Source organism: Sphingomonas sp. ABOLG, from assembly GCF_003950435.1.
In the GTDB taxonomy this organism is placed as follows: Bacteria; Pseudomonadota; Alphaproteobacteria; order Sphingomonadales; family Sphingomonadaceae; genus Sphingomonas; species Sphingomonas panaciterrae.
The window spans coordinates 207,003-231,851 of the sequence record NZ_QQWW01000002.1; the positions used below are offsets into that span (position 1 = coordinate 207,003).

17 protein-coding genes are annotated in these 24,849 nt (G+C 67.6%); 6 read left to right on the forward strand and 11 right to left on the reverse strand.

Features of this window, described 5'->3' with window-relative positions; all coding sequences use genetic code 11:
* Window positions 1–25 precede the first annotated feature (25 nt).
* Window positions 26–910 carry a LysR substrate-binding domain-containing protein gene (locus tag CA236_RS03000; RefSeq protein ID WP_046410172.1) on the forward strand — a complete coding sequence of 295 codons (885 nt, stop codon included), beginning with the start codon at window positions 26–28 and terminating at the stop codon, window positions 908–910.
* On the forward strand, window positions 907–2,337 hold the full coding sequence (gene dacB / locus CA236_RS03005; protein WP_346962759.1) for a D-alanyl-D-alanine carboxypeptidase/D-alanyl-D-alanine-endopeptidase: 1,431 nt from the start codon (window positions 907–909) through the stop codon (window positions 2,335–2,337). The genes CA236_RS03000 and dacB overlap by 4 nt, the downstream gene beginning before the upstream one ends.
* A 44-nt stretch (window positions 2,338–2,381) precedes the next feature.
* Here dacB and CA236_RS03010 read toward each other — a convergent pair whose 3' ends face one another.
* Window positions 2,382–3,398 carry a serine hydrolase domain-containing protein gene (locus CA236_RS03010; protein ID WP_125944479.1) on the reverse strand — a complete coding sequence of 339 codons (1,017 nt, stop codon included), beginning with the start codon at window positions 3,396–3,398 and terminating at the stop codon, window positions 2,382–2,384.
* Window positions 3,395–4,903, reverse strand: coding sequence for a permease (locus tag CA236_RS03015; RefSeq protein WP_231621975.1), 1,509 nt, complete (start codon window positions 4,901–4,903; stop codon window positions 3,395–3,397). Before CA236_RS03015 ends, CA236_RS03010 begins: the two co-directional genes overlap by 4 nt.
* 136 nt (window positions 4,904–5,039) lie before the next feature.
* On the opposite strand from CA236_RS03015, the gene CA236_RS03020 reads away from it, so the two are divergent.
* Both CA236_RS03020 and CA236_RS03025 read left to right on the forward strand, forming a co-directional pair.
* Window positions 5,040–5,927, forward strand: a complete 888-nt coding sequence (locus CA236_RS03020; protein WP_125944594.1) for a BadF/BadG/BcrA/BcrD ATPase family protein — start codon at window positions 5,040–5,042, stop codon at window positions 5,925–5,927.
* Window positions 5,924–6,808 (forward strand): N-acetylmuramic acid 6-phosphate etherase, encoded by an 885-nt coding sequence (locus tag CA236_RS03025; protein ID WP_206430496.1) that lies wholly within the window; start codon window positions 5,924–5,926, stop codon window positions 6,806–6,808. The genes CA236_RS03020 and CA236_RS03025 overlap by 4 nt, the downstream gene beginning before the upstream one ends.
* On the opposite strand, the gene CA236_RS03030 is transcribed toward CA236_RS03025, so the two are convergent.
* The 5 genes from CA236_RS03030 to acnD form a co-directional block, all read right to left on the reverse strand.
* A complete protein-coding gene (locus CA236_RS03030) occupies window positions 6,805–8,229 on the reverse strand; it encodes a short-chain fatty acyl-CoA regulator family protein (protein ID WP_125944480.1) in 1,425 nt (474 codons plus the stop codon). The genes CA236_RS03025 and CA236_RS03030 overlap by 4 nt on opposite strands.
* Before the next feature lie 139 nt (window positions 8,230–8,368).
* Complete coding sequence (gene prpB / locus CA236_RS03035) at window positions 8,369–9,289, reverse strand: methylisocitrate lyase (RefSeq protein WP_046410178.1); 921 nt, start codon at window positions 9,287–9,289, stop codon at window positions 8,369–8,371.
* A gap of 117 nt (window positions 9,290–9,406) precedes the next feature.
* A complete protein-coding gene (prpC, locus tag CA236_RS03040; RefSeq protein ID WP_046410180.1) occupies window positions 9,407–10,564 on the reverse strand; it encodes a 2-methylcitrate synthase in 1,158 nt (385 codons plus the stop codon).
* Between the two features lie 115 nt (window positions 10,565–10,679).
* Entirely contained in the window at window positions 10,680–11,870 is a 1,191-nt protein-coding gene (gene prpF, locus CA236_RS03045; protein ID WP_125944481.1) for a 2-methylaconitate cis-trans isomerase PrpF, read from the reverse strand.
* Window positions 11,870–14,506, reverse strand: a complete 2,637-nt coding sequence (gene acnD, locus CA236_RS03050) for a Fe/S-dependent 2-methylisocitrate dehydratase AcnD (protein ID WP_125944482.1) — start codon at window positions 14,504–14,506, stop codon at window positions 11,870–11,872. Before acnD ends, prpF begins: the two co-directional genes overlap by 1 nt.
* Window positions 14,507–14,736: 230 nt before the next feature.
* Between acnD and CA236_RS03055 the strand changes: the two genes are divergently transcribed.
* Together CA236_RS03055 and CA236_RS03060 are read left to right on the forward strand one after the other, a co-directional pair.
* Window positions 14,737–15,396, forward strand: coding sequence for an epoxyqueuosine reductase QueH (locus tag CA236_RS03055; RefSeq protein ID WP_125944483.1), 660 nt, complete (start codon window positions 14,737–14,739; stop codon window positions 15,394–15,396).
* A gap of 220 nt (window positions 15,397–15,616) precedes the next feature.
* Window positions 15,617–16,888, forward strand: a complete 1,272-nt coding sequence (locus CA236_RS03060; protein ID WP_125944484.1) for a hypothetical protein — start codon at window positions 15,617–15,619, stop codon at window positions 16,886–16,888.
* On the opposite strand, the gene treY is transcribed toward CA236_RS03060, so the two are convergent.
* Genes treY through glgX form a run of 4 tightly spaced genes read right to left on the reverse strand, consistent with a single transcriptional unit; the run spans window position 16,795 to window position 24,732 of the window.
* Window positions 16,795–19,080, reverse strand: coding sequence for a malto-oligosyltrehalose synthase (gene treY / locus CA236_RS03065; protein WP_125944485.1), 2,286 nt, complete (start codon window positions 19,078–19,080; stop codon window positions 16,795–16,797). The two genes, CA236_RS03060 and treY, sit on opposite strands and share 94 nt — an antisense overlap.
* On the reverse strand, window positions 19,077–20,948 hold the full coding sequence (gene malQ, locus CA236_RS03070; protein WP_125944486.1) for a 4-alpha-glucanotransferase: 1,872 nt from the start codon (window positions 20,946–20,948) through the stop codon (window positions 19,077–19,079). The genes treY and malQ overlap by 4 nt, the downstream gene beginning before the upstream one ends.
* A complete protein-coding gene (gene treZ, locus CA236_RS03075; RefSeq protein WP_125944487.1) occupies window positions 20,945–22,642 on the reverse strand; it encodes a malto-oligosyltrehalose trehalohydrolase in 1,698 nt (565 codons plus the stop codon). Before treZ ends, malQ begins: the two co-directional genes overlap by 4 nt.
* Entirely contained in the window at window positions 22,630–24,732 is a 2,103-nt protein-coding gene (gene glgX / locus CA236_RS03080) for a glycogen debranching protein GlgX (protein WP_164518836.1), read from the reverse strand. Before glgX ends, treZ begins: the two co-directional genes overlap by 13 nt.
* Between the last annotated feature and the right edge of the window lie 117 nt (window positions 24,733–24,849).

The following is a 24,849-nucleotide window of genomic DNA, read 5'->3' on the forward strand; positions in this document are numbered from 1 at the left end:
TGGCATCAGCGGTAGGACCTTGCCGGTGAACCTGCGCCATATCGAAATCTTCCATGCCGTGTACGTCAACGGCTCTGTCTCCGCCGCCGCGCGTGCGCTCAACGTGTCGCAGCCGTCCGTCTCCAAGACGCTGCGCCACGCCGAGACGCTGCTCGGCTTCGACCTGTTCCAGCGCACCGGCGGGCGTCTGGTCCCGACCGAGGACGCGCGCAACCTGTTTGCCGACGTCGCCGAGATCCAGGAGCGCGTCCGTGCGCTGCGCGAGGCGGGGCGCAACATGCGCAGCGGTGGTGGCGGGCGGCTGCGCATCTCCGCGCTGCCGAGCCTGGCGCTGGGCGTGCTGCCGATGGCGGTATCGCGCTTCCTGCAGAAGCACCCCAAGGTCCATTTCGACCTGCAGACCGTCCATCACGACGATCTGCTGCGCAAATTGTACGAGCGCGAGGCGGACATCGCGATCGCGAGCGAGCCGCCGCGCGGCGCGGCGCTGAACACCACCTGGCTGGGCGAGGGCGAACTGGTCGTGCTGTATCGCGAGGCCGACATGCCGGACGCGCCGGCGCGGGTGGAGTTGTCCGAGCTCACCGACCGCCCGTTCATCTCGCTGGCCGGAAGTGGCCCGATCGGGACGCTGCTGACCGACGAGCTCGACCGGCTGGGACTGGAACTGACCGAGGTGGTCGCGGCGCGGACCTTCTATATCGCCGCCGGTCTGGTGCGTGCGGGCGTGGGGGTGACCGTGGTCGACAGCTTCACCGCCGAAGCATGGATGTGCCCCGGCTTGGCGATGCGGCCGCTGCGCCCGTCGCTGACGTTCGACCTCCATGCGATCCACTTGCTCGACCGGCCACCCTCGGCGCTGGCGAGCGAGTTCCTGGCGGTACTGAAAGAGGAGATTGACGCCGAATGATGCTCGTCCTGCTGCCGTTGCTGGCGATCGCCCACAGTCCTGCGGCTGCTGCGCCCCCCGTTGAGGCGCCGGTCGCCAGTGCGATCGCGCAGGCGGCACAGGGGACGCGGCTAGGGTTGCTGGTGGTCGACGAGGAAGGGCGCGAGGTGGTCGCGATCCGGCCGGACGAGCGATTTGTCCCGGCGTCCAATACCAAGCTGTACACGACGGCGGCGGCCTTTGCCTTGCTGGAGACGAGCGGCGCCGACGAGGCGGCGGGCGCGAGCGTCCGGCTGGAGGATGGCGACGTGATCCTCAGCGGCGCGGGTGATGCGCGGCTGTCGAGCGCGGCGGATTGCACGCGCGATTGCCTGAAGGATCTGGCGGCCGCCGTGGCGCAGAAGACGCGGCGGGTGCGCCATGTGATCGGTGACGACACCGCGTTTCCCGACGAGCGTTGGCCGGCGGGGATGAGCTGGAACAACATGGTCGGGAAATATGGCACCGCCGTTTCCGCGCTGACCATCGATGACAATGAAGTGGCGCTGTCGGTCGCGCCGGGTGCGGTCGGCGGATCGGCAGTCGTGGCCGGCGACGGATATTTCGCGATCGACAACCGGGTGATCACGGTGCCGGCCGGGGGCAAAAGGTCGATCAGCGCGACACGCCAGCCGGGCAGTGACCTGCTGCGGCTGACCGGAACGATCCCGGCCGGGACGGCGCCATACGAAATGCGGGTGGGGCTGGACGATCCAGCGCATCGCGCGGCGTGGCTGCTGTCCGGGCTACTCCGCGAGCAGGGCGTGACGGTGACCGGCGACGTGGCGGTGCGGCACCGCCCGTTGATGCCGGGCGATGATCCCGACGTTCGCGGCACCGCGCCGGCGGCACGCGCGCCGCAGCCGCAGGTACTGGCCAAGCTGTCGCCGCCGCCGCTGAACGAGGATTTGATCCACACCAACAAGGTGAGCCAGAACCTTCACACCGAATTGCTGCTGCGGCGCGTCGGCGCGGTGGAGGGCAGCGGATCGGTGGCGGACGGGCAGCGCGCGGTTCGCCGGGTGCTCGACCAGGCGGGGCTGTCGCAATGGCAATATGACTTTGCCGACGGGTCGGGCATGTCGAACTACAATCGCGTGACGCCGCGCGGGACGGTGACCCTGCTGCGCTGGGGCGCGACGCAGAAATGGGGCCCGGCGTGGCGCGAGACCTTCCCGGTGGCGGGGGTCGATGGCACCTTGTCCAACCGCTTCAAGGGGACGCTGCTCGCCGGGCGGCTGTTCGCCAAGACGGGGACGCTGAACGCGTCCAACGCGCTGGCCGGTTACATGACCACGGCGAGCGGGCGCACGTTCACCTTTGCGGCCTATGCCAATGACATGCCGGGCGATGTCAGCGCGACCAAGGCGATCGACGCGGCGCTGGTGGCGGTGGCGGAAGCGAACTGATCGGGTGGTCGGGGCGGTAAGCCCCGGCCGGATCCGACCCGGGATCAGGCGGCGTCGAAGGCGTCGATCAGCGCCTCACCCGTCTCGGGGCGAAGCGTGAAGATGCCGCTGTCGAAGTGGCGCGTCGGGTGGACGCGGTTGGTGAGCAAGGTCCAGGCGAGGCCGCGATCGAAATCGACCCACAGGCCGGTGCCCGTAAAGCCGGTGTGGCCGATCGTACCGGGCGAACAGGATTGCCCGCCCGACCAGCCGGGGAAGCGGATTTCCCAGCCCGCCGTGCGATGTCCCTCCACCGGCGTCCTGATCGCGTCGAGCATCGCGGGGCTGGCGCCGGTGCCGTCGAGCAGCCCTTGCGCGAAGTCGAGCACGCCGTCGATCGTGCCGAACAGGCCGGCGTGGCCGATCGTGCCGCCCATGGCGGAGCAATTCTCGTCATGCACCTCGCCGACGAGGACGCGCCCGCGCCACTGGCAATATTCGGTCGCCACGGCAGGGCCCGGCGGTGGGCCCCAGCTGAGGCCGTTGCCGATCGGGAGGGCGTCGATCCCGGCGCCGGTCAGCCGCTCAAGCGCGATGCCCAGCAGGATGAAATTGATGTCGGAATAGACCGGCGGGCCGTGGCGCCATTCGCGCTGAAGCACGAAGGCGCGCAGGCGGGCGGGATCATCGCCGTACGTGTAGATCGGCTCCACCGCGGGCAGGAAGGTGCGGTGGACGAGACAGTCGCGGAAGGTGAGCCGCCGTTCGGGCGCGCCGGCGACGTCATATTGCCGCAGGTCCGGGATCGCGTCGGTCAACGGGCGATCGAGGTCGATCCGCCCTTCGTCGGCGAGGCGCAGGATGAAGCTGGTGGTGGCGATCACCTTCGTCAGCGAGGCGAGATCGAACCAATGGTCGCGGGTCAGCGCCTGTTCCACCGGCACCTTTTGCGCAGCGCCCGTCAGGCGGACAGCGCGTTCGCCGCTTGCCGTGACCAGCCCCAGCGCCGCGCCGGGGATCCGCCCTGAAGCCACGGCCTTGGCGGCTGGGCGGAAGGCTTGTTCAACAACGGTATCGATCATGCGTCATCGTCCGGACGGGAATGGATGCGGGCGAGCGCGGGGAGGAACACGATGGTCACCACGCTGAGCGCGCCCGAGAGAAGGAAGAAATTGTCATAGCCGATCGCGCCGACGATCGTGCCGCCAGCGCCGGCGAGGAGGCGCGGGAGCATGAAGGCGAAGCCGGTGAGAAAGGCATATTGCGCGCCGGCGAAGCGCGGATTGACCAGCAGCGACAGGTACACGACGAAGACGGTGCCTGCGAAGCCGTTGCCGAACTGGTCAAGGCCGGTCGCGACGTAGAGCAGCACCTCATCCACCGGTTGCTGCGCCAGCCATACGAAGGCGAAGTTGCCGATGCCCGCGAGCAGCGCGCCGACCGCCAGCGCCCATGTCATGCTCCAGCGGGTGACAAGCCAGCCGGCGAGGCCGACGCCGACGATGCTGGAAAGCAGTGCGACGAGGCTGTCCGCGCGGCCGATCTGGGTGAGCGAATAGCCCAGATCCTTGATCATCGGCTTTGACAGGTTGAGCGCGAGGACGTCGCCCATTCGGTAGAGCGAGACGAACGCCATCAGCACCAGCGCGCCAAAGCCGAAGCGCCAGAAGAAGTTGACAAACGGGCCGAGCGCGACCGAGCGACGCAAGGCAGAGGTGGGCGGCGCGCGGCGGATGCGCGGGAGCGCCGCCGCCATCGCGAGGAAGGGCAACATGCACAGGCCGAGCACCCAGGGGGTGACGTTGGAGCCGGCGTCGATGCCTGCCCCTTCCGCGGCGCGCAGGATCACCCAGCCGACCGCCATGGTGGCCACGGTGGTCAGCGCCAGGATGATAACGCTCGCCAGGATGCCGGTTGCGAGCGAGGTGACCCGCTCCACGTCGCGATCATCCGCGCCCCGCATCGCGGCGAGCACAGGGAAGGGCAGGAAAGCGGCGAGCGCGATGGCGAGATAGGCGAGCGTCCAGCCGCTCCAGTCCGCGAGCAGCAGCGCGCCGCTTCCGGCCGCGACCATCGCGCTGCGATAGCCCCACAGGTTGGCGGCGACGATCGGCCCCTGTTCGTCCTGCGATGGAAACAGCTCGATACGCCAGGCGTCGGCGGCGATTTCGAGTGTGGTGGTCCAGAAGGCGAGCAGCACCGCGAACAGGGCGGTGACCGCCAGGCTGCCGTCGCCGGCGGTCAGCGCCATGCCGAGCATCGAGGCGAAAATGCCGAGCTGCGCCAGCATCAGCCAGCCGCGCCGCTTGCCATAGAAGCGCGAGAAGCCGGGTACGGCATAGCGATCGAGCAGCGGCGCCCAGACAAACTTCAGCGTCGGCAGAAGCTGCACCCAGGCGAAGAAGCCGATCACCGCCAGCGCCACGCCATGCGCCTGCAAGCGCAGCGCGAGCACGGTGGAGAACATGTAGAAGGGCAGGCCAGCGGCAAAGCCCAGCAGCCCGTACAACGCCATGCCGCGCCGGTTGACGGGCGCGCGGGTGATGTCGGCTTGGTCGGGCGCCGCAGCGGCGGCGATATGCGTCATGGCGGGATCGTTCTACGCGACGGCGCTCGCGTCAATCCCGCGACACGCCCGATAGGCGGGCTGCATCACTGGCGGTTATACCGGCGGGGTCAAAGGGAATGGGCCCTCGTGCCCCGGGAGAGACACATTGCCCGCCATGGTAAAATGGTATCTCGGCATCGATGCGGGCGGCAGTCATTGCCGCGCGCGGTTGGTGGATCCGACCGGGCGGGTGGTCGGCACGGGTCACAGCGGCCCGGCCAGCACGCGCCTTGGCATGGAGGCGGTGCGCGCCGCGCTTGAAGAGGTCATCGACCAGGCGATGGCGGCGGCGGGACTGACCGGCGAGGCGCGCGCCGATGTGGCGGCTGGGGTCGGCATCGCGGGGATATCCCGATCGGGCAGCGAGGCCGCGCTCCAGGCGATGCCGCTTGGCCTGGGCCAGGTCGCCTGGACGTCCGACGCGGTAATCGCGAATATCGGTGCGCATGACGGGGGAGACGGCGCGACGCTGATCCTGGGCACTGGCAGCATCGCTCAGCTTCGCGTCGGTGGGGAGGATTCCTCGATCGGCGGATATGGCTTTCCGATTTCAGACGAGGGGAGCGGCGCGGCGCTGGGCCTGTCGGCGATGCGCCATGCGTTGCGCGCGCTGGACGGGCGCAGCGAGCGTACGCCGCTGACCCGTGCGATCACCGCGCGCTTCGACGAAGCGATCCCGCGCGCGATCGCCTGGATGGATCAGGCGGGGCCGGCAGATTACGCCGCGCTGGCGCCGATCGTGATCGACTATGCCGAGCGGGACGATGCGATTGCGCGGTTGATCGTGACCGATGCGGTGGGGCATGTGGAGTGTTTCATCGACACGATCTTTGCGCGTGGCGCGCCCGCCTGCGCGCTGCTCGGCGGGCTTGCCCCGCATCTTCGTCCGTGGCTGCGCGAGCGCACGTCCGCCAGACTGAGCGAGCCGAAGGGAGATGCATTGCACGGGGCGTTGCGGCTGGCGGGCTTTGCCGGTGTCTGGGCGGAGGAGCGTCAATCGTGAGTACCGAAACCGCCGATCCCCGTTACACCGCGATCGACCGCTGGCCCGCGTCGAGCGCCGTCGAGGCGATGCTGGAGGGGCAGTTGGCCGCGATTGCCGCGCTGAAGAACCAGGTGGCGGCGATCGCAGCCGCGGCCGATGCGGCCGCCCGGCGGCTCGGCGATCACGGGCGGCTGATCTATGCGGGGGCGGGCACGTCGGGCCGGGTGGCCGTTCAGGACGGGGTGGAGCTGTACCCGACCTACAACTGGCCGCGCGAGCGGCTGCTGTTCCTGATGGCGGGTGGCACGCGCGCGCTGATCGAGAGCGCCGAAGGGGCGGAGGATGATCCCCAGGAGGCGCGTGACGCCGTCGCCGCCGCCTCGCTGACGCGCGAGGACGTGGTGATCGGCGTCGCGGCGAGCGGGCGCACGCCCTACACGCTGGCGGTGATCGAGGCCGCGCGGGCAGCGGGCGCGATGACCGTCGGGATCGCCAACAATGCCGGTGCGCCGCTGCTGACCGCCGCAGAACATGCCATCCTGGCGGATACGGGAAGCGAGATTGTCGCCGGGTCGACGCGAATGAAGGCGGGCACGGCGCAGAAGGCGGCGCTCAACATGTTCTCGACCACGATCATGGTGCGCCGCGGGCTGGTCCATGCCGGGTTGATGGTCAACATGCGCGTGTCCAACGCCAAGCTGCGCGCCCGGGCGGAGCGGATGATCATGACGATCGCCGGGGTTGGGGCGGAAGCGGCGCGCGATTCACTCGCCGCTGGCGGGGACGATGTACGGCGCGCGGTGCTGATCGCGCGCGGCGCGACCGCGGCGGACGCAGCGGCGTTGCTGGCACGTCATGGTGGCAATCTGTCCGACGCGTTGGAGGCGATGCGGGGCTAGCGCGGGTCGGCGCTGCCCGGAAGCGCCACCGGATAGGGGGTCAGCGTGGCGCGGTTCTCGTCCGCGGCGACTGCGCGGCCGATCATCGGGAAGGCGCGCTGCGGGCAGGCGGTGCGCTCGCACACCTTGCACGCGACGCCGATCGGGGTGGCGGCGGACGGATCGCTGAGGTCGAAACCGCGCGAATAGACCAGCCGATGCGCGTGGCGGATGTCGCAGCCGAGCGCGATGGCGAAGGTCTTGCCCGGTTCGCCAAAGGCGCCGGCGGTGCGGCGGACGGTGCGCGCGACCCACAGGTACGTGCGGCCATCGGGCATTTGCGCGACCTGACGCAGCACGCGGCCGGGCTGGGCGAACGCCTCATACACTTTCCACAAGGGGCAGCTGCCGCCGACGCGCGAGAAGTGGAAGTCGGTCGCCGACTGCCGCTTGGAGATGTTGCCCGCGCGATCGACGCGGATGAAGAAGAAGGGGACGCCGCGCGCCTCGGGACGCTGGAGCGTCGAAAGACGGTGGCAGATCGTCTCAAACCCGACGCCGAAATGGCGGCCCAGCCGCTCGATATCATAGGACTGCGCCTCCGCGGTGGCCAGGAAATCGGCATAGGGGAGGAGCAGCGCGCCGGCGAAGTAATTGGCGAGGCCGATCCGCGCGAGGCGGCGTGCCTCGCTGCCGGTGAGGACGGGGCTGCTGGCGAGATCGTCGATGAGGTCGCCGACCTCAAGGAAGGCCAACTGGGTCGCCATTTGGAACGCCTGCTGCCCGGCCCGCAGGTCGGGTGAAATGTGGAGGATGCGGGTGTCGGGATCGTAGCGGCGCTGCACCGAGCCGGGCTGGGCATGGACGACGCGGATGTCGTGCAGCCGCTGGAGCCGCTCGATCAGCCCGGAATGAACCATGCGCGGGGCGAAGCCGGCCTCGCGATAGAGGCGCTCGGCCGCCTGGTCGAGCGGTTCGATATGGTTGTTATGCGCGTGGAAGAATTCGCGCACCTGTTCGAAGGGCATCCGTGCCGAGCCGCCGGCAAGCCATTGGTTGCCGAGCTGATCGGCCATCGCCTCGGTCCGTTCGATCATCTCGCGGTGGCGGCGCTGGAGCCCGATCAGGGTCCGTGCGACCGCAGGCATGTTGGTGGCGAGTTCGCGGATTTCGGCGAGCGAGATCGGCTCGGGCGCCTCGGCGAGGCTGTCGCGCAGTTCGGTGATGAGGCGCGCTTCCTCATCCTCCGAGAAAAGCTGCACGTCGATGCCGAAGACGGCGTTGATCTTCAGCAGCACCGGCATGGTGAGCGGGCGCTGGTTCTGCTCGATCTGATTGAGGTAGCTGGTCGAGATCCCCAGCGCATGGGCGAGCTCGACCTGCTTCAGCCGACGTTCCTCGCGCAGCCGCCGCAGCCGCACGCCCATGAAGGTCTTCCGCATGTGCGCCTTTGCACCTTTCGCATCCAGCGGCCGGCGGGGAGCCAGCGTTACCGGATGGGGAGCTTAGCGCCTTGCGGATGTTGCGAAAAGGCAGGTGTCTGCCCGGCCGGCGCGTGGCCAGCCGGGTGGACGAGAGGGATCAGCCCTCCTGCGGCATCACCGGCACCACCGTCTTGATGATGCTGGCGTCGAGTTCCTCGAAATCGTGCAGGCCGATCGTGTCGTACAGCTCCTGACGGGTCTGCATCCGGTCGACGTACTTGTGCGTGCCGCCATGTTCCTTGATCGAGGCGTAGAGCTCTGCCTGCGCCTTGTTGGCGACGCGCAAGCTGGAAACCGGCCAGATCACCATCTTGTAGCCCATCTCCTCGAATTCCTTCGCGGTGTAGAAGGGCGTCTTGCCGAATTCGGTCATGTTGGCGAGCAGCGGCACGTTCGGCATCGCCTTGGCGAACTTCTCGAACATCTCGCGGGTGTTGAGCGCCTCGGGGAAGATTGCGTCGGCGCCGGCGTCGACATACATCTTGGCGCGCTCGACGGCGGCGTCGAAGCCCTCAACGCCGGCGGCGTCGGTGCGGGCGACGATGACGATGTCGCGTGCGGCCTTCTTCGCGGCGGCAACCTTGGTCGCCATGTCCATCGCCGAGACGAGGTTCTTGCCGTTCAGGTGGCCGCACTTCTTCGGCAGGATCTGGTCCTCGAGGTGGACAGCGCCGGCGCCGGCATCCTCGAAGGTGCGGACCATGTGCATGACGTTGAGCGCTTCGCCATAGCCGGTGTCGCCATCGACGAGCAGCGGCAGGCCCGACGAACGGACGATCTGGCGGATGAAGAAGGCGACTTCATCGACGGTGATGATGCCGAGATCGGGCAGGCCCATCGAGGCGGTCATCGCCGCGCCCGAGAGGTACAGGCCGTCGAAGCCGGCGTTGCGCGCCTGGATCGCGGCCTGGCCGTTGTGCGCGCCGGGCAGCTGGAAGATGCCGGGACGCTCAAGGCCGGCGCGGAAGCGCTTGCCGGCGGATTCGGTGGGGAGGTCGGAGGCGAGGAGGTAAGGCATTGGTCGTCCTTGTTTATTCAATGTCTGATTTGGGTACGCTTTCGCGCTTTTGCAGCTTGGCGCGACCATTTCTGACGCTGGCCGCGCCTCCGATCCTCTCACTTCGTCAGCGGGCGCTTACTTGCGCTCGGCCAGCGGCACCCACTGGAGATCTTCCGGGCCGGTGTAATTGGCCGACGGGCGGATGATCTTGTTGTCTTCGCGCTGCTCGATGACGTGCGCCGCCCAGCCGCTCGTACGGGCGATGACGAACAGCGGGGTGAACATCGCGGTGGGGACGCCCATCATGTGATAGGAGACGGCCGAGAACCAATCGAGGTTCGGGAACATCTTCTTCACTTCCATCATCACCGCCTCGAGGCGATCGGCGATGTCGTACATCTTGGTCGAGCCGGCCTCGTCCGACAGCTTCTTGGCGACGCGCTTGATGACGACGTTGCGCGGATCGCTGATCGTATAGACGGGGTGGCCGAAGCCGATGATGACTTCCTTGGCTTCCATCCGCTTGCGGATGTCAGCCTCTGCCTCGTCCGGGTTCTGGTAGCGCTTCTGGATCTCGAAGGCGACTTCGTTGGCACCGCCGTGCTTGGGACCGCGCAGCGCGCCGATCGCGCCGGTGATGCACGAATGCATGTCCGACCCGGTGCCGGCGATCACGCGGCTGGTGAAGGTCGAGGCGTTGAACTCATGCTCGGCATAGAGGATCAGCGAGGTGTGCATCGCCTGCACCCAGCTCTCGGACGGCTTCTCGCCGTGAAGCAGGTGGAGGAAGTGGCCGCCGATCGATTCATCGTCGGTCTCGACCTCGATCTCCACGCCGTTGTTCGACAGGTGATACCAATAGAGCAGCATCGAGCCGAGGCTGGCCATCAGCCGGTCGGCGATGTCGCGCGCGCCCGGTGCGTTGTGATCGTCCTTCTCCGGCAGCGCGCAGCCGAGCGCCGAGACGCCGGTGCGCATCACGTCCATCGGGTGAGCGGCGGCGGGGAGGGCGGCGAGCGCCTCCTTCACGGCGAGCGGCAGGCCGCGCAGCGCCTTCAGCTTCGCCTTGTACGCCTTGAGCTCGGCCGCATTGGGCAGCCAGCCGTGGACGAGGAGGTGGGCGATTTCCTCGAACTCCGCCGTCTCGGCGAAATCGAGGATGTCATAGCCGCGATAATGCAGGTCGTTGCCGGTGCGTCCGACGGTGCACAGGGCGGTGTTGCCGGCGGTGACGCCGGACAGGGCCACGGACTTCTTCGGCTTGAAGGTGGGAGCGGTGGCGGTGTCGGTCATGCTCTTTCGGTCCTCTTTCTTCTTGTTCGGTCGCCCTGCGGCGGGCGTGTTACAAGCGCTACCGTTCCGGTCGCCGGCATCGACGGACGCCGTGCGACATGAGACGGGGCGGGTGTCAGAAACTGCCTTCCGGCACGCGCACATGGCCCTCCATGAGGATGCGCGCACTTCGGCTCATGATTGCCTTCGTCACGGTCCACTGGCCGTCGACCAGCTTCGCCTCCGCGCCGACGCGCAAGGTGCCGGAAGGGTGGCCGAAGCGGACCGCCTGGTGCTCACCGCCGCCGGCCGCCTGGTTGACGAGCGTTCCCGGCACGGCGGCCGCGGTGGCGATGGCGACCGAGGCGGTGCCCATCATCGCATGGTGCAGCTTGCCCATCGATAGCGCGCGGACGAGGAGGTCGATATCCTCGCCCTTCACGATCTTGCCGCTGGAGGAGGGATAGTCGGTCGGCGGCGCGACAAAGGCGATCTTTGGCGTGTGCTGCCGCTTGGCGGCTTCCTCGGGCGACTTGATGAGGCCCATCTTGAGCGCGCCGATCGTGCGCAGCGTCTCGAACCGGCGCAGCGTGTCGGGATTGCTGTTGATCGTCTCGCGCAGCTCGGTCCCGGTGAAGCCGATGTCGGCGGCTTGCACGAAGATCGTTGGGATGCCGGCGGTGATCATCGTCGCCTTGAGCTTGCCGCCGGGCACGATTTCCTCCGGCACGTCGAGTTCGTCGACGAGGTTGCCAGTGGGGAACATCGAGCCGCCTTCGTCGCCGTCATCGGCGGGGTCGATGAATTCGAGCACGATCTCGGCCGCCGGGAAGGTGACCCCGTCGAGCTCGAAATCGCCGGTTTCCTGCACTTCCCCATTGGCAACCGGTACGTGGGCGATGATCGTCTTGTTGATGTTCGCCTGCCAGATACGGACCGTGCACATGCCGTTTTCGGCGCGGTTCGCATCGACATAGCCGGCGTGGATCGCAAAGGCGCCTGCGCCGGTGGAGAGGTTGCCGCAATTGCCCGACCAGTCGACGAAGTCGGTGTCGATCGACACCTGACCGTAAAGATAGTCGACGTCGTGATCCGGCTGGCTGCTGGGCGAGACGATGACGCATTTGCTGGTGCTGGACGTCGCGCCGCCCATGCCGTCGATCTGCGCGCCATAGGGATCGGGGCTGCCGATGACGCGCTGGAACAGCTTGTCACGGGCGGGCCCCGGAACTCGGGCGGCCTCGGGCAGATCCTCCAGCCGGAAGAACACGCCCTTGCTGGTGCCGCCACGCATATAGGTGGCGGGGATGCGGACCTGGCCCGCCATCAAGCGGCCTCCGCTTCCGAGGCGAGGAAATCCTGCGCGAAGCGCTGCAGCACGCCGCCGGCCTCGTAGATCGAGACTTCCTCCGCCGTGTCGAGGCGGCAGGTGACGGGCACCTCGATCGTCTCGCCGTTCTTTCGGTGGATGACCAGCGTCAGCTCGGCACCCGGACGACGCTCACCGACGACATCATAGGTTTCGGTGCCGTCGAGGCCGAGCGTCAGTCGCGTGGTGCCCGGTTTGAACTCGCACGGCAGCACGCCCATGCCGATGAGGTTGGTGCGGTGGATTCGCTCGAAGCCTTCGGCGACGATCGCCTCCACACCGGCGAGACGGACGCCCTTCGCCGCCCAGTCGCGCGACGAGCCCTGGCCGTAATCGGCGCCGGCGATGATGATCAGCGGCTGCTTGCGCTGGTGGTAGGTTTCCATCGCCTCCCACATGCGCATGACGACACCGTCGGGCTCGACACGGGCGAGGCTGCCGCGCTTCACCTGGCCGTCGACCACCGCCATCTCGTTGACGAGCTGCGGGTTGGCGAAGGTAGCGCGCATGGCGGTGAGGTGATCGCCACGGTGGGTGGCGTAGGAGTTAAAGTCCTCCTCCGGCACGCCCATCTTCGCCAGATACTCGCCCGCCGCTGACGAGGGCAGGATCGCGTTCGAGGGCGAGAGGTGGTCGGTGGTGATGTTGTCCGGGAGGATGGCGAGCGGACGCATCCCCTTCAGCGTGCGCGGGTGTGCAGCGAGCGCGCCGACACCCTCGGTATCCCAGTAAGGCGGGCGGCGGATGTAGGTCGACATCGGGCGCCAGTCGTAAAGCGGGCTGATCTTTTCCGCCGAGCGGGCGCGGGCGCCGAACATCGGCTCATAGACCTTGCGGAACTGCTCCGGCTTCACGTGCGCGGAAACGATCGCGTCGATTTCCTCGTCGGTCGGCCACAGATCCTTGAGGCGGATTTCCTTGCCGTCGACGACGCCGAGCACGTCCTGCTCGATATCGAAGCGGACGGTGCCGGCGAGCGCATAGGCAACCACCAGCGGCGGCGAGGCGAGGAACGCCTGCTTGGCATAAGGATGGATGCGGCCGTCGAAGTTGCGGTTACCCGAGAGGACCGCGGTGGCATACAGATCGCGATCGATGATCTCCTGCTGGATCTTCGGATCGAGCGCGCCCGACATGCCGTTGCAGGTGGTGCAGGCGAAGCCGACGATGCCGAAGCCGAGCTTCTCGAGCTCTGGCAGGAGGCCGGCCTCCTCCAGATAGAGGCGCGCGACGATCGACCCGGGGGCGAAGCTGGTCTTCACCCAGGGCTTGCGCATGAGGCCGAGGTCGTTGGCCTTCTTCGCGACGAGGCCGGCGGCTACGACGTTGCGCGGGTTCGACGTGTTGGTGCAGCTGGTGATCGCGGCGATGATGACCGCGCCGTCCGGGAGCAGCCCCTGGCGTTCCTCTTCCTGCGCAGCCTCAAGCCCGACGGCGATGCCGCTTTCCTCCAGCGCGGAGGTGGGCAGGCGGCGGTGCGGGTTGGACGGGCCGGCGAGGTTGCGCACCACGGTCGACAGGTCGAATTCGAGCACGCGCTCATACTGCGCGGTCTTCAGCGCGTCGGCCCACAGGCCCGTGTGCTTGGCGTAGGTTTCGACCAGCTTCACCTGCTCCGGCTCACGCCCGGTGAGGAGGAGATAGTCGATCGTCTGCTGATCGATGTAGAACATCGAGGCAGTGGCGCCATATTCCGGGCACATGTTGGAGATGGTCGCGCGATCGCCGATCGTCAGGCTTTCCGCGCCGTCGCCGAAGAATTCGAGCCACGCGCCGACGACCCGCTCCTTGCGGAGGAATTCGGTGATGGCGAGGACGATGTCGGTCGCGGTGATGCCGGGCTGGCGCTTGCCGGTGAGCTTCACACCGACGATGTCGGGGAGGCGCATCATCGACGCGCGGCCGAGCATCACGGTTTCGGCCTCGAGCCCGCCGACGCCGATGGCGATGACGCCAAGCGCATCGACGTGCGGCGTGTGGCTGTCGGTGCCGACGCAGGTGTCGGGGAAGGCGACGCCGTCGCGCAGCTGGATCACCGGCGACATCTTTTCCAGATTGATCTGGTGCATGATGCCGTTGCCGGCGGGGATCACGTCGACGTTCTGGAACGCCTCCTTGGTCCATTCGATGAAGTGGAAGCGGTCCTCGTTGCGGCGATCCTCGATCGCGCGGTTCTTCTCGAACGCCTGGGGATCGAAGCCGCCATGCTCCACCGCGAGGCTGTGATCGACGATCAGTTGGGTCGGGACGACCGGGTTCACCTTGGCCGGATCACCGCCTTTGTCGGCGATCGCATCACGCAGGCCGGCGAGGTCGACGAGCGCGGTCTGGCCGAGAATGTCGTGGCAGACGACGCGGGCGGGATACCAGGGGAAATCGAGATCGCGCTTGCGCTCCACGATCTGGGTCAGCGCATCGGTGAGCAAGGCGGGATCGCAGCGGCGCACCAGCTGCTCGGCGAGGACGCGCGAGACATAGGGCAGACCGTCATAGGCACCGGGGCGGATCGCCTCGATCGCTTCGCGCGTGTCGAAGAAATCGACACTGGTGCCGGGGGGCGTGCCGGGAAGCTGTTTGCGGAATGCTTTGTTCATGGGCGAATCTCTACCTGGCGTTGCTCGGCGCACAGGAACGAGGCTCTAACCCGGGCGTGCGCGTCGCGTCGTACGATCACGGTCCCTTCATTTGTGCATTATCCGCAAAGACGCAACCCACGCGCCGCGCCTAAAGGGCGAAGATCGGCGGACGCGTGCTGCTGGTGCTGCGAACTTTGCGAAGATCGCGCTTTTGCCCTCCGGCGCGACTTCCCGTATATCGTCGCGCCATGACCGAGATCGAACGCCCCCTGCTGACCCCGCCTGAGGGCCACAAGAAAGTGCTGCTGCACAGCTGCTGCGCGCCGTGTTCCGGCGAGGTTATGGAAGCGATGACGGCGAGCGGGATCGATTACACGATCTTTTTCTACAACCCGAACATCCATCCCAAGGAAGAGTACCTCCTGCGCAAGGAGGAGAATATCCGCTTCGCGGAGAAGCATGACGTGCCGTTCGTCGATGCCGATTACGACACGGTGAACTGGTTCAAGCGCGCCAAGGGCATGGAGCAGGAGCCTGAGCGGGGCATCCGTTGCACCATGTGCTTCGACATGCGGTTCGAGCGGACCGCGCTATATGCGCATGAGAATGGCTTCCCCGTCATCACCTCGTCGCTGGGCATTTCGCGCTGGAAGAACATGGCGCAGATCAACGATTGCGGCGAGCGCGCAGCATCGCATTATCCCGACCTCAGCTATTGGACGTTCAACTGGCGCAAGGGCGGCGGCGCGGCGCGGATGATCGAGATTTCCAAACGCGAGCATTTCTACCAGCAGGAATATTGCGGCTGCGTCTATTCGCTGCGCGACACCAATGCGCATCGCGTGTCGCAGGGGCGGCCCGAGATCGAGATCGGGAAGCTGTTCTACGGGGCTGACGAACCGTCCTGAGCCGGCGCGGCGATTTGAGGGCGCGGCGTCGGTCGCTAGCGGCGGGAGCCGCAGGCGGGCGCCCGATAGCTGGTCCCGCCATGCGGCATCGCGCCAGTGGGCGTCTGGCGCGACCGCGACGTATCCGCTCAGCATCGGTGTCACCGACCCGTGACCCTTTCTTGCCATTTCGTGCGTTTCGGTTCGATCCGGCGTTTGTGACCATGGGGGATTACGCGCGATGACCATAGCCGCCGCTTGCCTCGGCTTCCCGCATGAGGCGCAGCATGGCGACGTGGCGGCAGCGGTGAAGGACTATCGCGCCGGCCGGATCAGCGCGGCGGATTTGATCGATCTCGGCCGCTGCGCGCGCGCGGCCGCCTGGGAGCGGCAGCGGCAGGCGGGGATCGAAGTCATCCCCTGCAACGATTTCTCCTTTGCCGGTCAGCTGCTGGATACCAGCATTATGCTGGGCGCCGTGCCTGAGCGGTTCCGTGCGGCCGGAGAACCTGGGTCGCTGGACCTGTATGTCGCAATGGCGAGTGGTTTTCTTGAAGGCGAGGGGGCTGCGCTGCCGACGGTGGAGCGCGGACCCGGTCGGGCGCGATGGTTTGACAGCGACGGTCCGGGAACCGTCCCGGAAGTGTCGGCCGACCAGCATTTCAGTCTCTCGACCAGCAACGTGCTGGATGCGTTCAACGAGGCCAAGGCGCTGGGGTATCACTGCCGGCCAGTGATCCTCGGGCCGGTGACGTTCCTGCACCTCGCGCAGTCACGCGAGCCGGGCGTCGAGCCATTGTCGCTGCTGCACCGATTGCTGCCGGTCTATGCCGAGCTGCTGCTTCAATTGAAGCTCGCCGGGGCCGATTGGGTGCAGATCGACGAGCCGGTGCTGGTGCTGGATTCATCGCCGGCCGTTCGCGCGGCGCTGCGCACGACCTATTGGGCGCTGGCCGGGAGAGGCGCGCCGAAGATCATGCTGGCGAGCTATTTCGGTGCGATCGGTGACAATCTGGATGCGGCGCTGGGGCTGCCGGTCGCGGGGCTGCACCTCGATCTGGTGGCTGCACCCGGGCAATTGGCGCAGGTGATGCGGGGCGGGCGGCTTGACCTTGTCCTGTCGCTCGGCGTGGTCGACGGGCGGGATGGCGAGCCGGCGCACCTGTCGGCGATCCTCGACCAGCTGGAGCCGCTGGTCGGCAAGGTGACGGTGCAGATTGCGCCCTCGTGCTCGCTGGCGCATGCGCCCGTGGAGGAGGGACTGCCGGCTGGCGCCCGGCTGGTCGCCGCGATGCAGCGGCTGGACGAGGTGGCGACGCTGCGCACCGCGCTGCGCAGCGGGCGCGGGCGGGTCCAGGATTATTTGCAGGCCAATGCCGCGGTCGTCGCCGCTCGGCGTGCCGCAAGCGGCGTGACCGATCAGCCCATTTCGAACCAGATCGGTGAGTCCGCGAACAGCGATGCGACATCGCGCTCTGCGCCGCTGTGGAAGCGAATCGCGCCGGTCGACTGACCCCCGTCCAGCGCCAGTGCGCAGCGGAAGATCACATCGCCGTGCCGCCGCTCGAATGCGAGCAGGCGGTCGGTGCCGTCGACTCTCGCAGGATCGTAGCTGCCCCCGGCGAACACATCCGGATGCTCCCGGCGCAGGTTCAGGAGGGTGGCGATCAGCCGCAACTTGGCGGGTGGGTGATCGAGTGCCGCGATGCGCGCGTCATAATCGACCGGACGCCGATTGTCGGGATCGACCAGGCTGAGGTCGGCGAACTCCGTCCCCTGATACAGGTCGGGCACCCCGGGCATGGTGCAGCGAAGCGCGGCCTGGACGAGGCTGTTGCGGGTCGCCGCGGGGGCGATCTCCGCCAGAAAGGCGGTGATCGAGGCGCGGAACGCCGGGCTGTCGATCAAGGTGAGCGCGAGGTCGTTGCAACGCGCCTCGTAGCTTTCGTTCGGCGCTTCCCACGAGGAGCGGAGCTTCGCCTCGCGCAGCGCCTTCGTCTGCCAGGCGGTGATGCGACCGCCGAACGATGCGTCGAGGCTGTCCGGCCAGGCGCCGAGCAACGTCTGGAACAGCATGTAGCGATCGCCGCAATCGACGCCATGCGACAGCGGCTCTGCGATGGCCTCCCAGTCACTGACGATCGCACCCCACCGGTCGGGGATCGCACTGAGCACCGCCAGGCGCGCGCGGCTATCCTCGCCGCGCTTGTGATCGTGTGTCGCAGTGGTGAGCATGGCGGTTGGCCAGTCGCGTGCGCGGGCCTGCATGCGCAGGTGAAAGGCGGACGGCTCCAGCGCCATGTGTCCGGCGTCGAAGCCGACGTCATTGCGGGAGAGAAGGCGGCCGTAGCGGTAAAAGGCGGTGTCCTCGAGCGCCTTGGCGGCGATCGGGGCGGAGAGCTGCTGAAAGCGGCGGACGGGGTCCGCGTGATTTCCCTCGCCAGCGAGCCAGCGCAGGACCAGATCGACGACCGGCATTTCGCCTGGCGGTACGTGCGGCGCGACGCGCAGGCGCACGCTGGCGCGCACCTCCGCGTCGGTTGCCGGGGGTGTCGGGCCGTAGGTGCGATATACCGGGAAGATCCATAGCAGGCGTTCCAGCGCACGGCGCAGCATGCCGCGCGTGATTCCCTCCGGGGCAACGGCGGCAAAGGCGTCGACGCACTGTTCGAGCTGGCCGCTGAACTGCCAGGCGAGAAGTTGTTGGCGGGCGAGCAGCTCCTCCGCCGCCAGATCAGGCCGCCGGCCGCTGATGTCGTGCCATAGGCAAGCGAGCGGTGCGGCGCCGGATGGATGATGAAGCAGCGCGGCTGCATCCTCCATGAAATCATAGCCGCTGGTGCCATTTACCGCCCAATCCTGCGACAGCACCTCACCGACGCCGAGGATCTTTTCGATCACGATCCAGGCGTCCTCGCCCAGCCGGGCACGCAGGGCGCGGCAATAACCAAGCGGATCGGTGAGCCCATCCACATGGTCGATCCGCACGCCGTCGATCAGACCCTCATCGTGCAGCCGGAAATACAAGGCGTGAGTCATCGCGAAGACCGCGGGGTCCTCCACCCGGACGCCGGCGAGTTCGTTGATGGCGAAGAAGCGGCGCCAGTTCAGATCGTCATTGGCGGTGCGCCACGAGGCGAGGCGGTAATGCTGGCGGTCGAGCAAGGCTGCGAGTGGTTCACGACCGGCGCTCGCCTGATCCTCATCGCGCAAGGGGAGGCGGCGTTCGCCATAGAGGCTCAGCCAGTGGCGGCCGTCGTGACGGTCCAGCGTGATGGCGCCGTCCGCCAGTGCCTCGTCCAGCGGGCCGCCGAGCACGGGCAGCAGGATGGGGCGGGACCAGTCGATATCGAAGATCGCGGCGTAAGGGCTTGATTGGCCGCGGAGAAGGACGTCGTTCCACCATGCGTTAGTGTCCCCGGCGACGCCCATATGATTGGGGACGATGTCGATGATGACGCCCATGTTCCGCGCGCGAAGCGCGGCCACGAGCCGGCGAAAGCCGGCCTCGCCGCCAAGCTCCGGATTGATGCGCGTGGGGTCGACCACGTCATAGCCGTGGGTCGATCCGGGCGCGGCGGTGGTGATCGGGGACGCGTAGATGTGGCTGATGCCGAGCCGGTCGAGATAGGGCACGATCGCCTCCGCATCGGCGAAGGTAAAGCCGCGGTGAAATTGCAGGCGATAGGTGGCGCGCGGGATCATCCAGGTCTCTTTTCGGACAGCATATGGGTGCGCCGCTGTACGTCAGGGCGGGCGAGGAGCGTGTCGGTCGCGCCGGGCATGCGGCGGCGCCAATTGGGGTGCTGGTCGATCGTGCCGGGAAGGTTGGGCTGTTCCTCGAGGCCGAGGAGATCCTCCAGCGGGAAGATGGCGAGCGGGGCGGGGGCGTCCGCTACCGCGTGCAGGATTTCATCGACCGGCGCGGCAGCGGGTAATGGCGCTAGATCAATGATCTGCACGAGAGACTTGCGTTCATTTGCGCGGTGCGACGTCGCGGCGGTATCGACCATGCCAGCGATGCGCGCGCGCCAATCGATGTCTCGCCCCACCCACCAGCCGGCGAGCGTCGGCGTATCATGGGTGCCGGTCATGGCGACCGCATCGGCATCCCAGCGCGAGGGAGGGATGAAGGCGCCTTGCTGGTCGCGCTCAAAGGGGAGGACGCGCATGCCGAGCATGCCGCGGCGGGAGAGGTCCGCACGCAGGCCGGCCGGGACGGTGCCGAGATCCTCCGCTATCACGATGGCGTTGGCCCGATATGCCTCGATCGCCACGATATTCTTGAGTGTGTCGCCGGGCATGGTGAGGTAGGCGCCGTCCGCCGCGGTGCCGCCGTCGGGAACGATCCACAGGTGGTCAAGGCCGATGGCGTGATCGATGCGCAGGCCGCCCGCATGTCGAAGAGCCGTGCGTATCGTCTTGATAAATGGGGCAAAGCCGCTGCGGCGGAGGGCATAGGGATCCAGCGCGGAAATACCCCAATTCTGGCCGTCGGGACCGAGCGGATCGGGGGGCGCGCCGATCGATACTCCGCTGAGCAGGTCGGCGCGGCGGCTCCAGCCGTGGCTGCCGGCGCGATCGGTACCGACGGCGAGGTCGGCGATGAGGCCGATCGACATGTCGCGGCGGGCACTTTGCTGCGCCTTCGCAAGACCTTGGTCGGCGAGCCATTGAAGGAAGATGAAGAAGGAAATGTCGTCCTGATGCTCGGCGGCGAAGCGGGCGACGGCGGGGGCGGCGGGATCGTGATAGGCGGTCGGCCAGTCGGGCCAGCCGATGCCGCTGAACTGAAAATGCAGGGTATCGAACAGCGCGTGGGCGGTGAGATCCGGGCCGTGTTCGGCCTCATAGGCCGCGGCGATGGCCTGGTGGCGGCTCAGATCGGCCAGATAGACGCGGCGCAGATGGGCGAGGCGATCGGTGAGAGCCCCGGGCCAGTCGATGAGGTCGCCGGAAGGTTCGTCGGGGAAGGGCATCCCGAGCGGCGACGGATCGGCCAGCATCACATTGTGGAACAGCCGCGAGGAGGGCGCGTAGGGGCTGAAGCGATTGGGATCGGCCGGAAAGAGCGCGTGGGTCGGGCTGATCGCGAGCGCCGCGGCACCGGCGTGGCCGAAGGCGGCTGCGGCGGCGGCGAGGGTGCCGTAATCGCCATAAAAGGTCGCGCGGTCGTCGCGGAGCGCGGGGATCTGTACCGACGCGCCCCAGCCACGGGCGGGAACCGGGGGGCTGCGGGGCGGGGCGACAGCGATCGTGTAACGACGATGTCCGGCGATCAGCGTGTGGTAGCCGATCGTGTCGACCGGCGCTGCGATACCATCCGGAGCGATCGTCAACGGACGCGTGGTCCCGTCCTCCAGCACCAGTTCGGCAGTACCGGCGGGCGCATCGGGCAGCGAGAGGGGCGCGCCGGCCGTTACCGATACGAAGGGGGTGTCGGAGGGCGTCAGGTCCAGACGGGCGAGAAGCGCCTCAAGCACCGCATCGTCGACGCGCTGCGCGCGGCCGCTGGCGTCGGTCCAGTTGCGTTTGAGCCCGGCGGCGGCAGCGGCTGCGTGAAGGTCGCTCATTCGACCCACGCGGCGAAGCGTTCGTCGGTGGTGAATATCGGGGGTGATCCAGCGTCCTGCGGCAAGGGCGCCGGCGCGTCGGCGAGGTCGATCGCGAGCGTCAGTTGCCTGCCGTTGCCGAGACGCCAGCGGGCGATGACGCCCGCATCCCCCAGCACCTGCGCGCCCAAGACAACCGCGCCGGGCAGATGGGGCACGATATGTTCGTGGCGCAGCGCGAGCAGGTCACGGTAGAAGGTGCGCCAGGCGAGGGCATCGCTGCCGGGTTGCGGATGGGATTGCGCGAACGTGTCCGGCGCGTTGGGATCGGGGATGCGTTCGCGCGCTTCGGGATCGGCGAAGGCGGCAAACTTGGCGAATTCGCGCCGGCGGCCTTCGCGAACCGTGTCGGCAAGTTCGTCATGGAAATCGGTGAAGAAGAGGAACGGGCTGTCGCTGCCCTCCTCCTCGCCCATGAAGAGCAAGGGGATCTGCGGAGCGAGCAGCATCAGCGCGGTGGCGGCACGCAGCTTTGACGGATCGGTGAGCCGGGTGAGCCGCTCGCCCAGCGCGCGGTTGCCGACCTGATCGTGGTTCTGGAGGAAGCTGACGAAGCGGGTCGGCGGGAGGTGCGCGCTAGGCGTGCCGCGCGGGCGGCCGTCCTGATTGGGCGAGGGTTCGCCCTGATAGATGAAGCCCTCAATAAGCGCGCGGGCGAGCCGCTGCGCCGGGCGATCGGCGAAGTCGGCATAATAGGCGCTGGTCTCGCCCGTCAGCAGGACATGCATGACATTGTGGAAATCGTCGTTCCACTGCGCGTCATAGCCGTCGGCGTGGAGCCGGGCTGCGTCATTATGTTCGTTCTCGAGCACGAGATGGACGTGGCGATCGGGCAGGGACGCGCGGATCTCGGCAGCCATGGCATCGAGGAAGGCGGGGTTGTCGATCGCGTGGACGGCATCGAAGCGGAGGCCGTCGAAGCGATAGTCGCGCAGCCACATCAGGGCATTGTCGATGAAGAAGCGCGCCACCGGAGCCTCGTCCACCGCCACTGCTCCGCCCCAGGGGGTCGCCACGTCGCGGTGGAAAAAGCGATCGGCATAGAGGCCGAGGTAGTTACCGTCGGGGCCGAAGTGGTTGTACACGACGTCGAGAAAGACGCTGAGGCCGAGTTCGTGCGCCGCGTCGATCAACGTGCGCAGCTCGGCGGGGGAGCCATATGCCTCATGCACGGCATAGGGCAGGACGCCGTCATAGCCCCAGCCGCGGTCCCCGGCGAAGGCGTTGATTGGCATGAGCTGGATCGCGGTGACGCCGAGCGCGGCGATGACGGGGAGCCGCTGGGTAACGCCGCTGAAGCCGCCGAGCGTGCCGGCGTGAAGCTCCATGATGACCATCTCGTGCCACGGCCGCCCGCGCCAATGGGGTACCCGCCAGTCATGGCTGTGATCGGGAACGATGCTCCAGCCGTGCACCCCGCCATGCTGGCGGCGCGATGCGGGATCGGGGGCGGGCGTGTCGCCGATGTGGAAGCGGTAGCGGGTGCCGGGGCCGCCGGGGTGATCGGCGACGTGCCAGCCATCGTCCTGCGGCGTCATCGGCAGATGCGTGCCATCGCAGTCGAGGACGACCTGCGGCGCACCGGGCGCCCAGAGGCGGAAGCGCGTGGCGCCGCCGGGCAGCGGCTCCGGACCCCAGGCGTTCAATCCTCCCATGCGCTGGTCCAGCTGAGGAGGACGGCGCCCTGCGGCGCTACCTCATATTCACTGCCGATGTCGATTTCGCCCTGATCGGGCCTGGCGCTGTCGATCAGAACCGTGCGCTTCGTGTCGGGCTTCGGCAGGTGGAAGACGACGGGATCGCTGCTGGCGTTGAGGAGCAGCGACACTGCCTCCACCTCGCCCGCGTCGTTCATTGCGGCGCGGCGCATCATCAGCGCGCGGCCTTCGGGGTTCTGCCAATCCTCGTCGCTGAGCCGCTCACCCCGTTCGTCCCACCATTCGACATCGTTGACGCCGTGGCCGGGCGAATCCTGTCCATAGAGGAAGGTCGGCGCGCGCAGCACGGGGTAGCGGCGGCGAAGCTCGGCCAGGCGGGCGGTGAAATCGATCTGCTGCTGGCCCTCCGGCGTGGCGGCGGCGGCCCAGTCGAGCCAGCTGATCTCATTATCCTGGCAATACGCGTTGTTGTTGCCTTGCTGCGTGCGGCCGAATTCGTCGCCGGCGACCAGCATCGGCGTGCCGAGCGAGGCGAGCAACGTGGTCAGCATCGATCGCATGACGCGGCCGCGCGCGTCGTTGATCGCGGGATCGTCCGTCGGCCCCTCCACGCCCCAGTTGCGCGAATGATTGTTGTCATGGCCGTCGCGATTGTCCTCGCCATTCGCCTCATTGTGGCGATGTTCGTACATCACCGTGTCGGCGAGGGTGAAGCCGTCATGCGCGACGAGGAAATTGACGCTGGCCCAAGGGCGGCGCGAACGGCGGTCGAAGAGATCGCCCGAGCCCGACAGGCGTGCGGCGAGATCGCCGCGGGTGCCGGGATCGCCCTTCCAATAGCTGCGCACCGTATCGCGGTACTTGTCGTTCCATTCGGCGAAGCCCGGGGGGAAGTGGCCGAGCTGATAGCCGCCGGGGCCGACATCCCAGGGCTCGGCGATCAGCTTCAGCCGGCTGAGCACCGGATCCTGCCGGACCACATCGAAGAAGGCGGCGCCGGGATCGAAGCCGGTTGCCTCGCGCCCCAGGGTGAGGCCGAGATCGAAGCGGAAGCCGTCGATGCCGAAGCTGGTCGCCCAATAGCGCAAGCTGTCCGCGACCATCTGGATCACGCGCGCCTTGCTCATGTTGAGCGTGTTGCCGGTGCCGGTGTCGTTGATCGTGTAGCGCGGGTTGTCGGCGACGAGGCGATAGTAGCTGGCGTTGTCGAGGCCGCGCCATGAGAGCGTCGGGCCCTTTTCCGAACCTTCGCAGGTGTGGTTGTACACCACGTCCATGATGACTTCGATCCCGGCCTGGTGGAGGCGGAAGACCGCGCGGCGAAGCTCGTCCTGCTGCTCGCGCGCCATATAGGCCTGTTCGGGGGCGAAGAAGCCGAGCGTGTTATAGCCCCAATAGTTGCGCAGGCCCTTTTCCTGCAGGAAGCGATCCTGGATGAAGGCCTGGATCGGGAGCAGTTCGATCGCGGTGACGCCGAGCCGCTGGAGGTGGCGGATGACGGCGGGGTGGCCGAGCGCCGCATAGGTGCCGCGATCGCGCGCGGGCACTTCCTCCATCAGCCTCGTCAGGCCCTTGACGTGCGCCTCGTAGATGACCGTTTCCGACCAGGGCGTGTTGGGGCGGCGATCGCGTGACCAGTCCCAATGATCGTCGACCACCACCGCCTTGGGCATGGCGGCGGCGCTGTCGCGCCGGTCGAAGGAGAGATCCTCTCGCCGGGAGCCGATGCGATAGCCGTGGAGCGCGTCGGTCCAGCGGATCTGGCCGTGGAGCTTTCGCGCATAGGGATCGAGCAGCAGCTTGTTGGGATTGAAGCGGTGCCCGGCCTCAGGCTCGTACCGGCCATGCGCGCGATAGCCGTAGAGGAGGCCGGGTTCGACGTCGGGCAGATAGCCGTGGAACACCTCATCGGTGCATTCAGGGAGCCAGAAGCGCTTGATCTCGCGCTTGCCGGCGGGATCGAAGATGCACAGCTCGATCGCGTCGGCATTGGCGGAAAAGACAGCGAAATTGACGCCGAGGCCATCGAAGGTGGCGCCGAGCGGGTGGGGAGAGCCGGGCTGGAGCCGGTCGATCGAAGGAAGCAATGCGCGAGCCTCGCTGCAGGACGGTGATGGACGCGGGAGTGACAGGCGAATGCGGCCGATCGTGCCGCGCCGCAGGGGCGTGGGGCACGCGCCGGTGGCCGTTGAGGGGCGGCCGGG

What these genes read in the sequence shown, in the direction of transcription:
- prpC (WP_046410180.1), bottom strand. Translation starts at nt 10,564, where the DNA reads ATGACCGACACCGCCACCGCTCCCACCTTCAAGCCGAAGAAGTCCGTG.
- CA236_RS03010 (WP_125944479.1), bottom strand. Translation starts at nt 3,398, where the DNA reads ATGATCGATACCGTTGTTGAACAAGCCTTCCGCCCAGCCGCCAAGGCC.
- treY (WP_125944485.1), bottom strand. Translation starts at nt 19,080, where the DNA reads ATGATCCCGCGCGCCACCTATCGCCTGCAATTTCACCGCGGCTTTACC.
- treZ (WP_125944487.1), bottom strand. Translation starts at nt 22,642, where the DNA reads ATGGGAGGATTGAACGCCTGGGGTCCGGAGCCGCTGCCCGGCGGCGCC.
- malQ (WP_125944486.1), bottom strand. Translation starts at nt 20,948, where the DNA reads ATGAGCGACCTTCACGCAGCCGCTGCCGCCGCCGGGCTCAAACGCAAC.
- prpB (WP_046410178.1), bottom strand. Translation starts at nt 9,289, where the DNA reads ATGCCTTACCTCCTCGCCTCCGACCTCCCCACCGAATCCGCCGGCAAG.
- prpF (WP_125944481.1), bottom strand. Translation starts at nt 11,870, where the DNA reads ATGGCGGGCCAGGTCCGCATCCCCGCCACCTATATGCGTGGCGGCACC.
- CA236_RS03015 (WP_231621975.1), bottom strand. Translation starts at nt 4,903, where the DNA reads ATGACGCATATCGCCGCCGCTGCGGCGCCCGACCAAGCCGACATCACC.
- acnD (WP_125944482.1), bottom strand. Translation starts at nt 14,506, where the DNA reads ATGAACAAAGCATTCCGCAAACAGCTTCCCGGCACGCCCCCCGGCACC.
- CA236_RS03020 (WP_125944594.1), top strand. Translation starts at nt 5,040, where the DNA reads ATGGTAAAATGGTATCTCGGCATCGATGCGGGCGGCAGTCATTGCCGC.
- CA236_RS03060 (WP_125944484.1), top strand. Translation starts at nt 15,617, where the DNA reads ATGACCATAGCCGCCGCTTGCCTCGGCTTCCCGCATGAGGCGCAGCAT.
- CA236_RS03055 (WP_125944483.1), top strand. Translation starts at nt 14,737, where the DNA reads ATGACCGAGATCGAACGCCCCCTGCTGACCCCGCCTGAGGGCCACAAG.
- CA236_RS03030 (WP_125944480.1), bottom strand. Translation starts at nt 8,229, where the DNA reads ATGCGGAAGACCTTCATGGGCGTGCGGCTGCGGCGGCTGCGCGAGGAA.
- dacB (WP_346962759.1), top strand. Translation starts at nt 907, where the DNA reads ATGATGCTCGTCCTGCTGCCGTTGCTGGCGATCGCCCACAGTCCTGCG.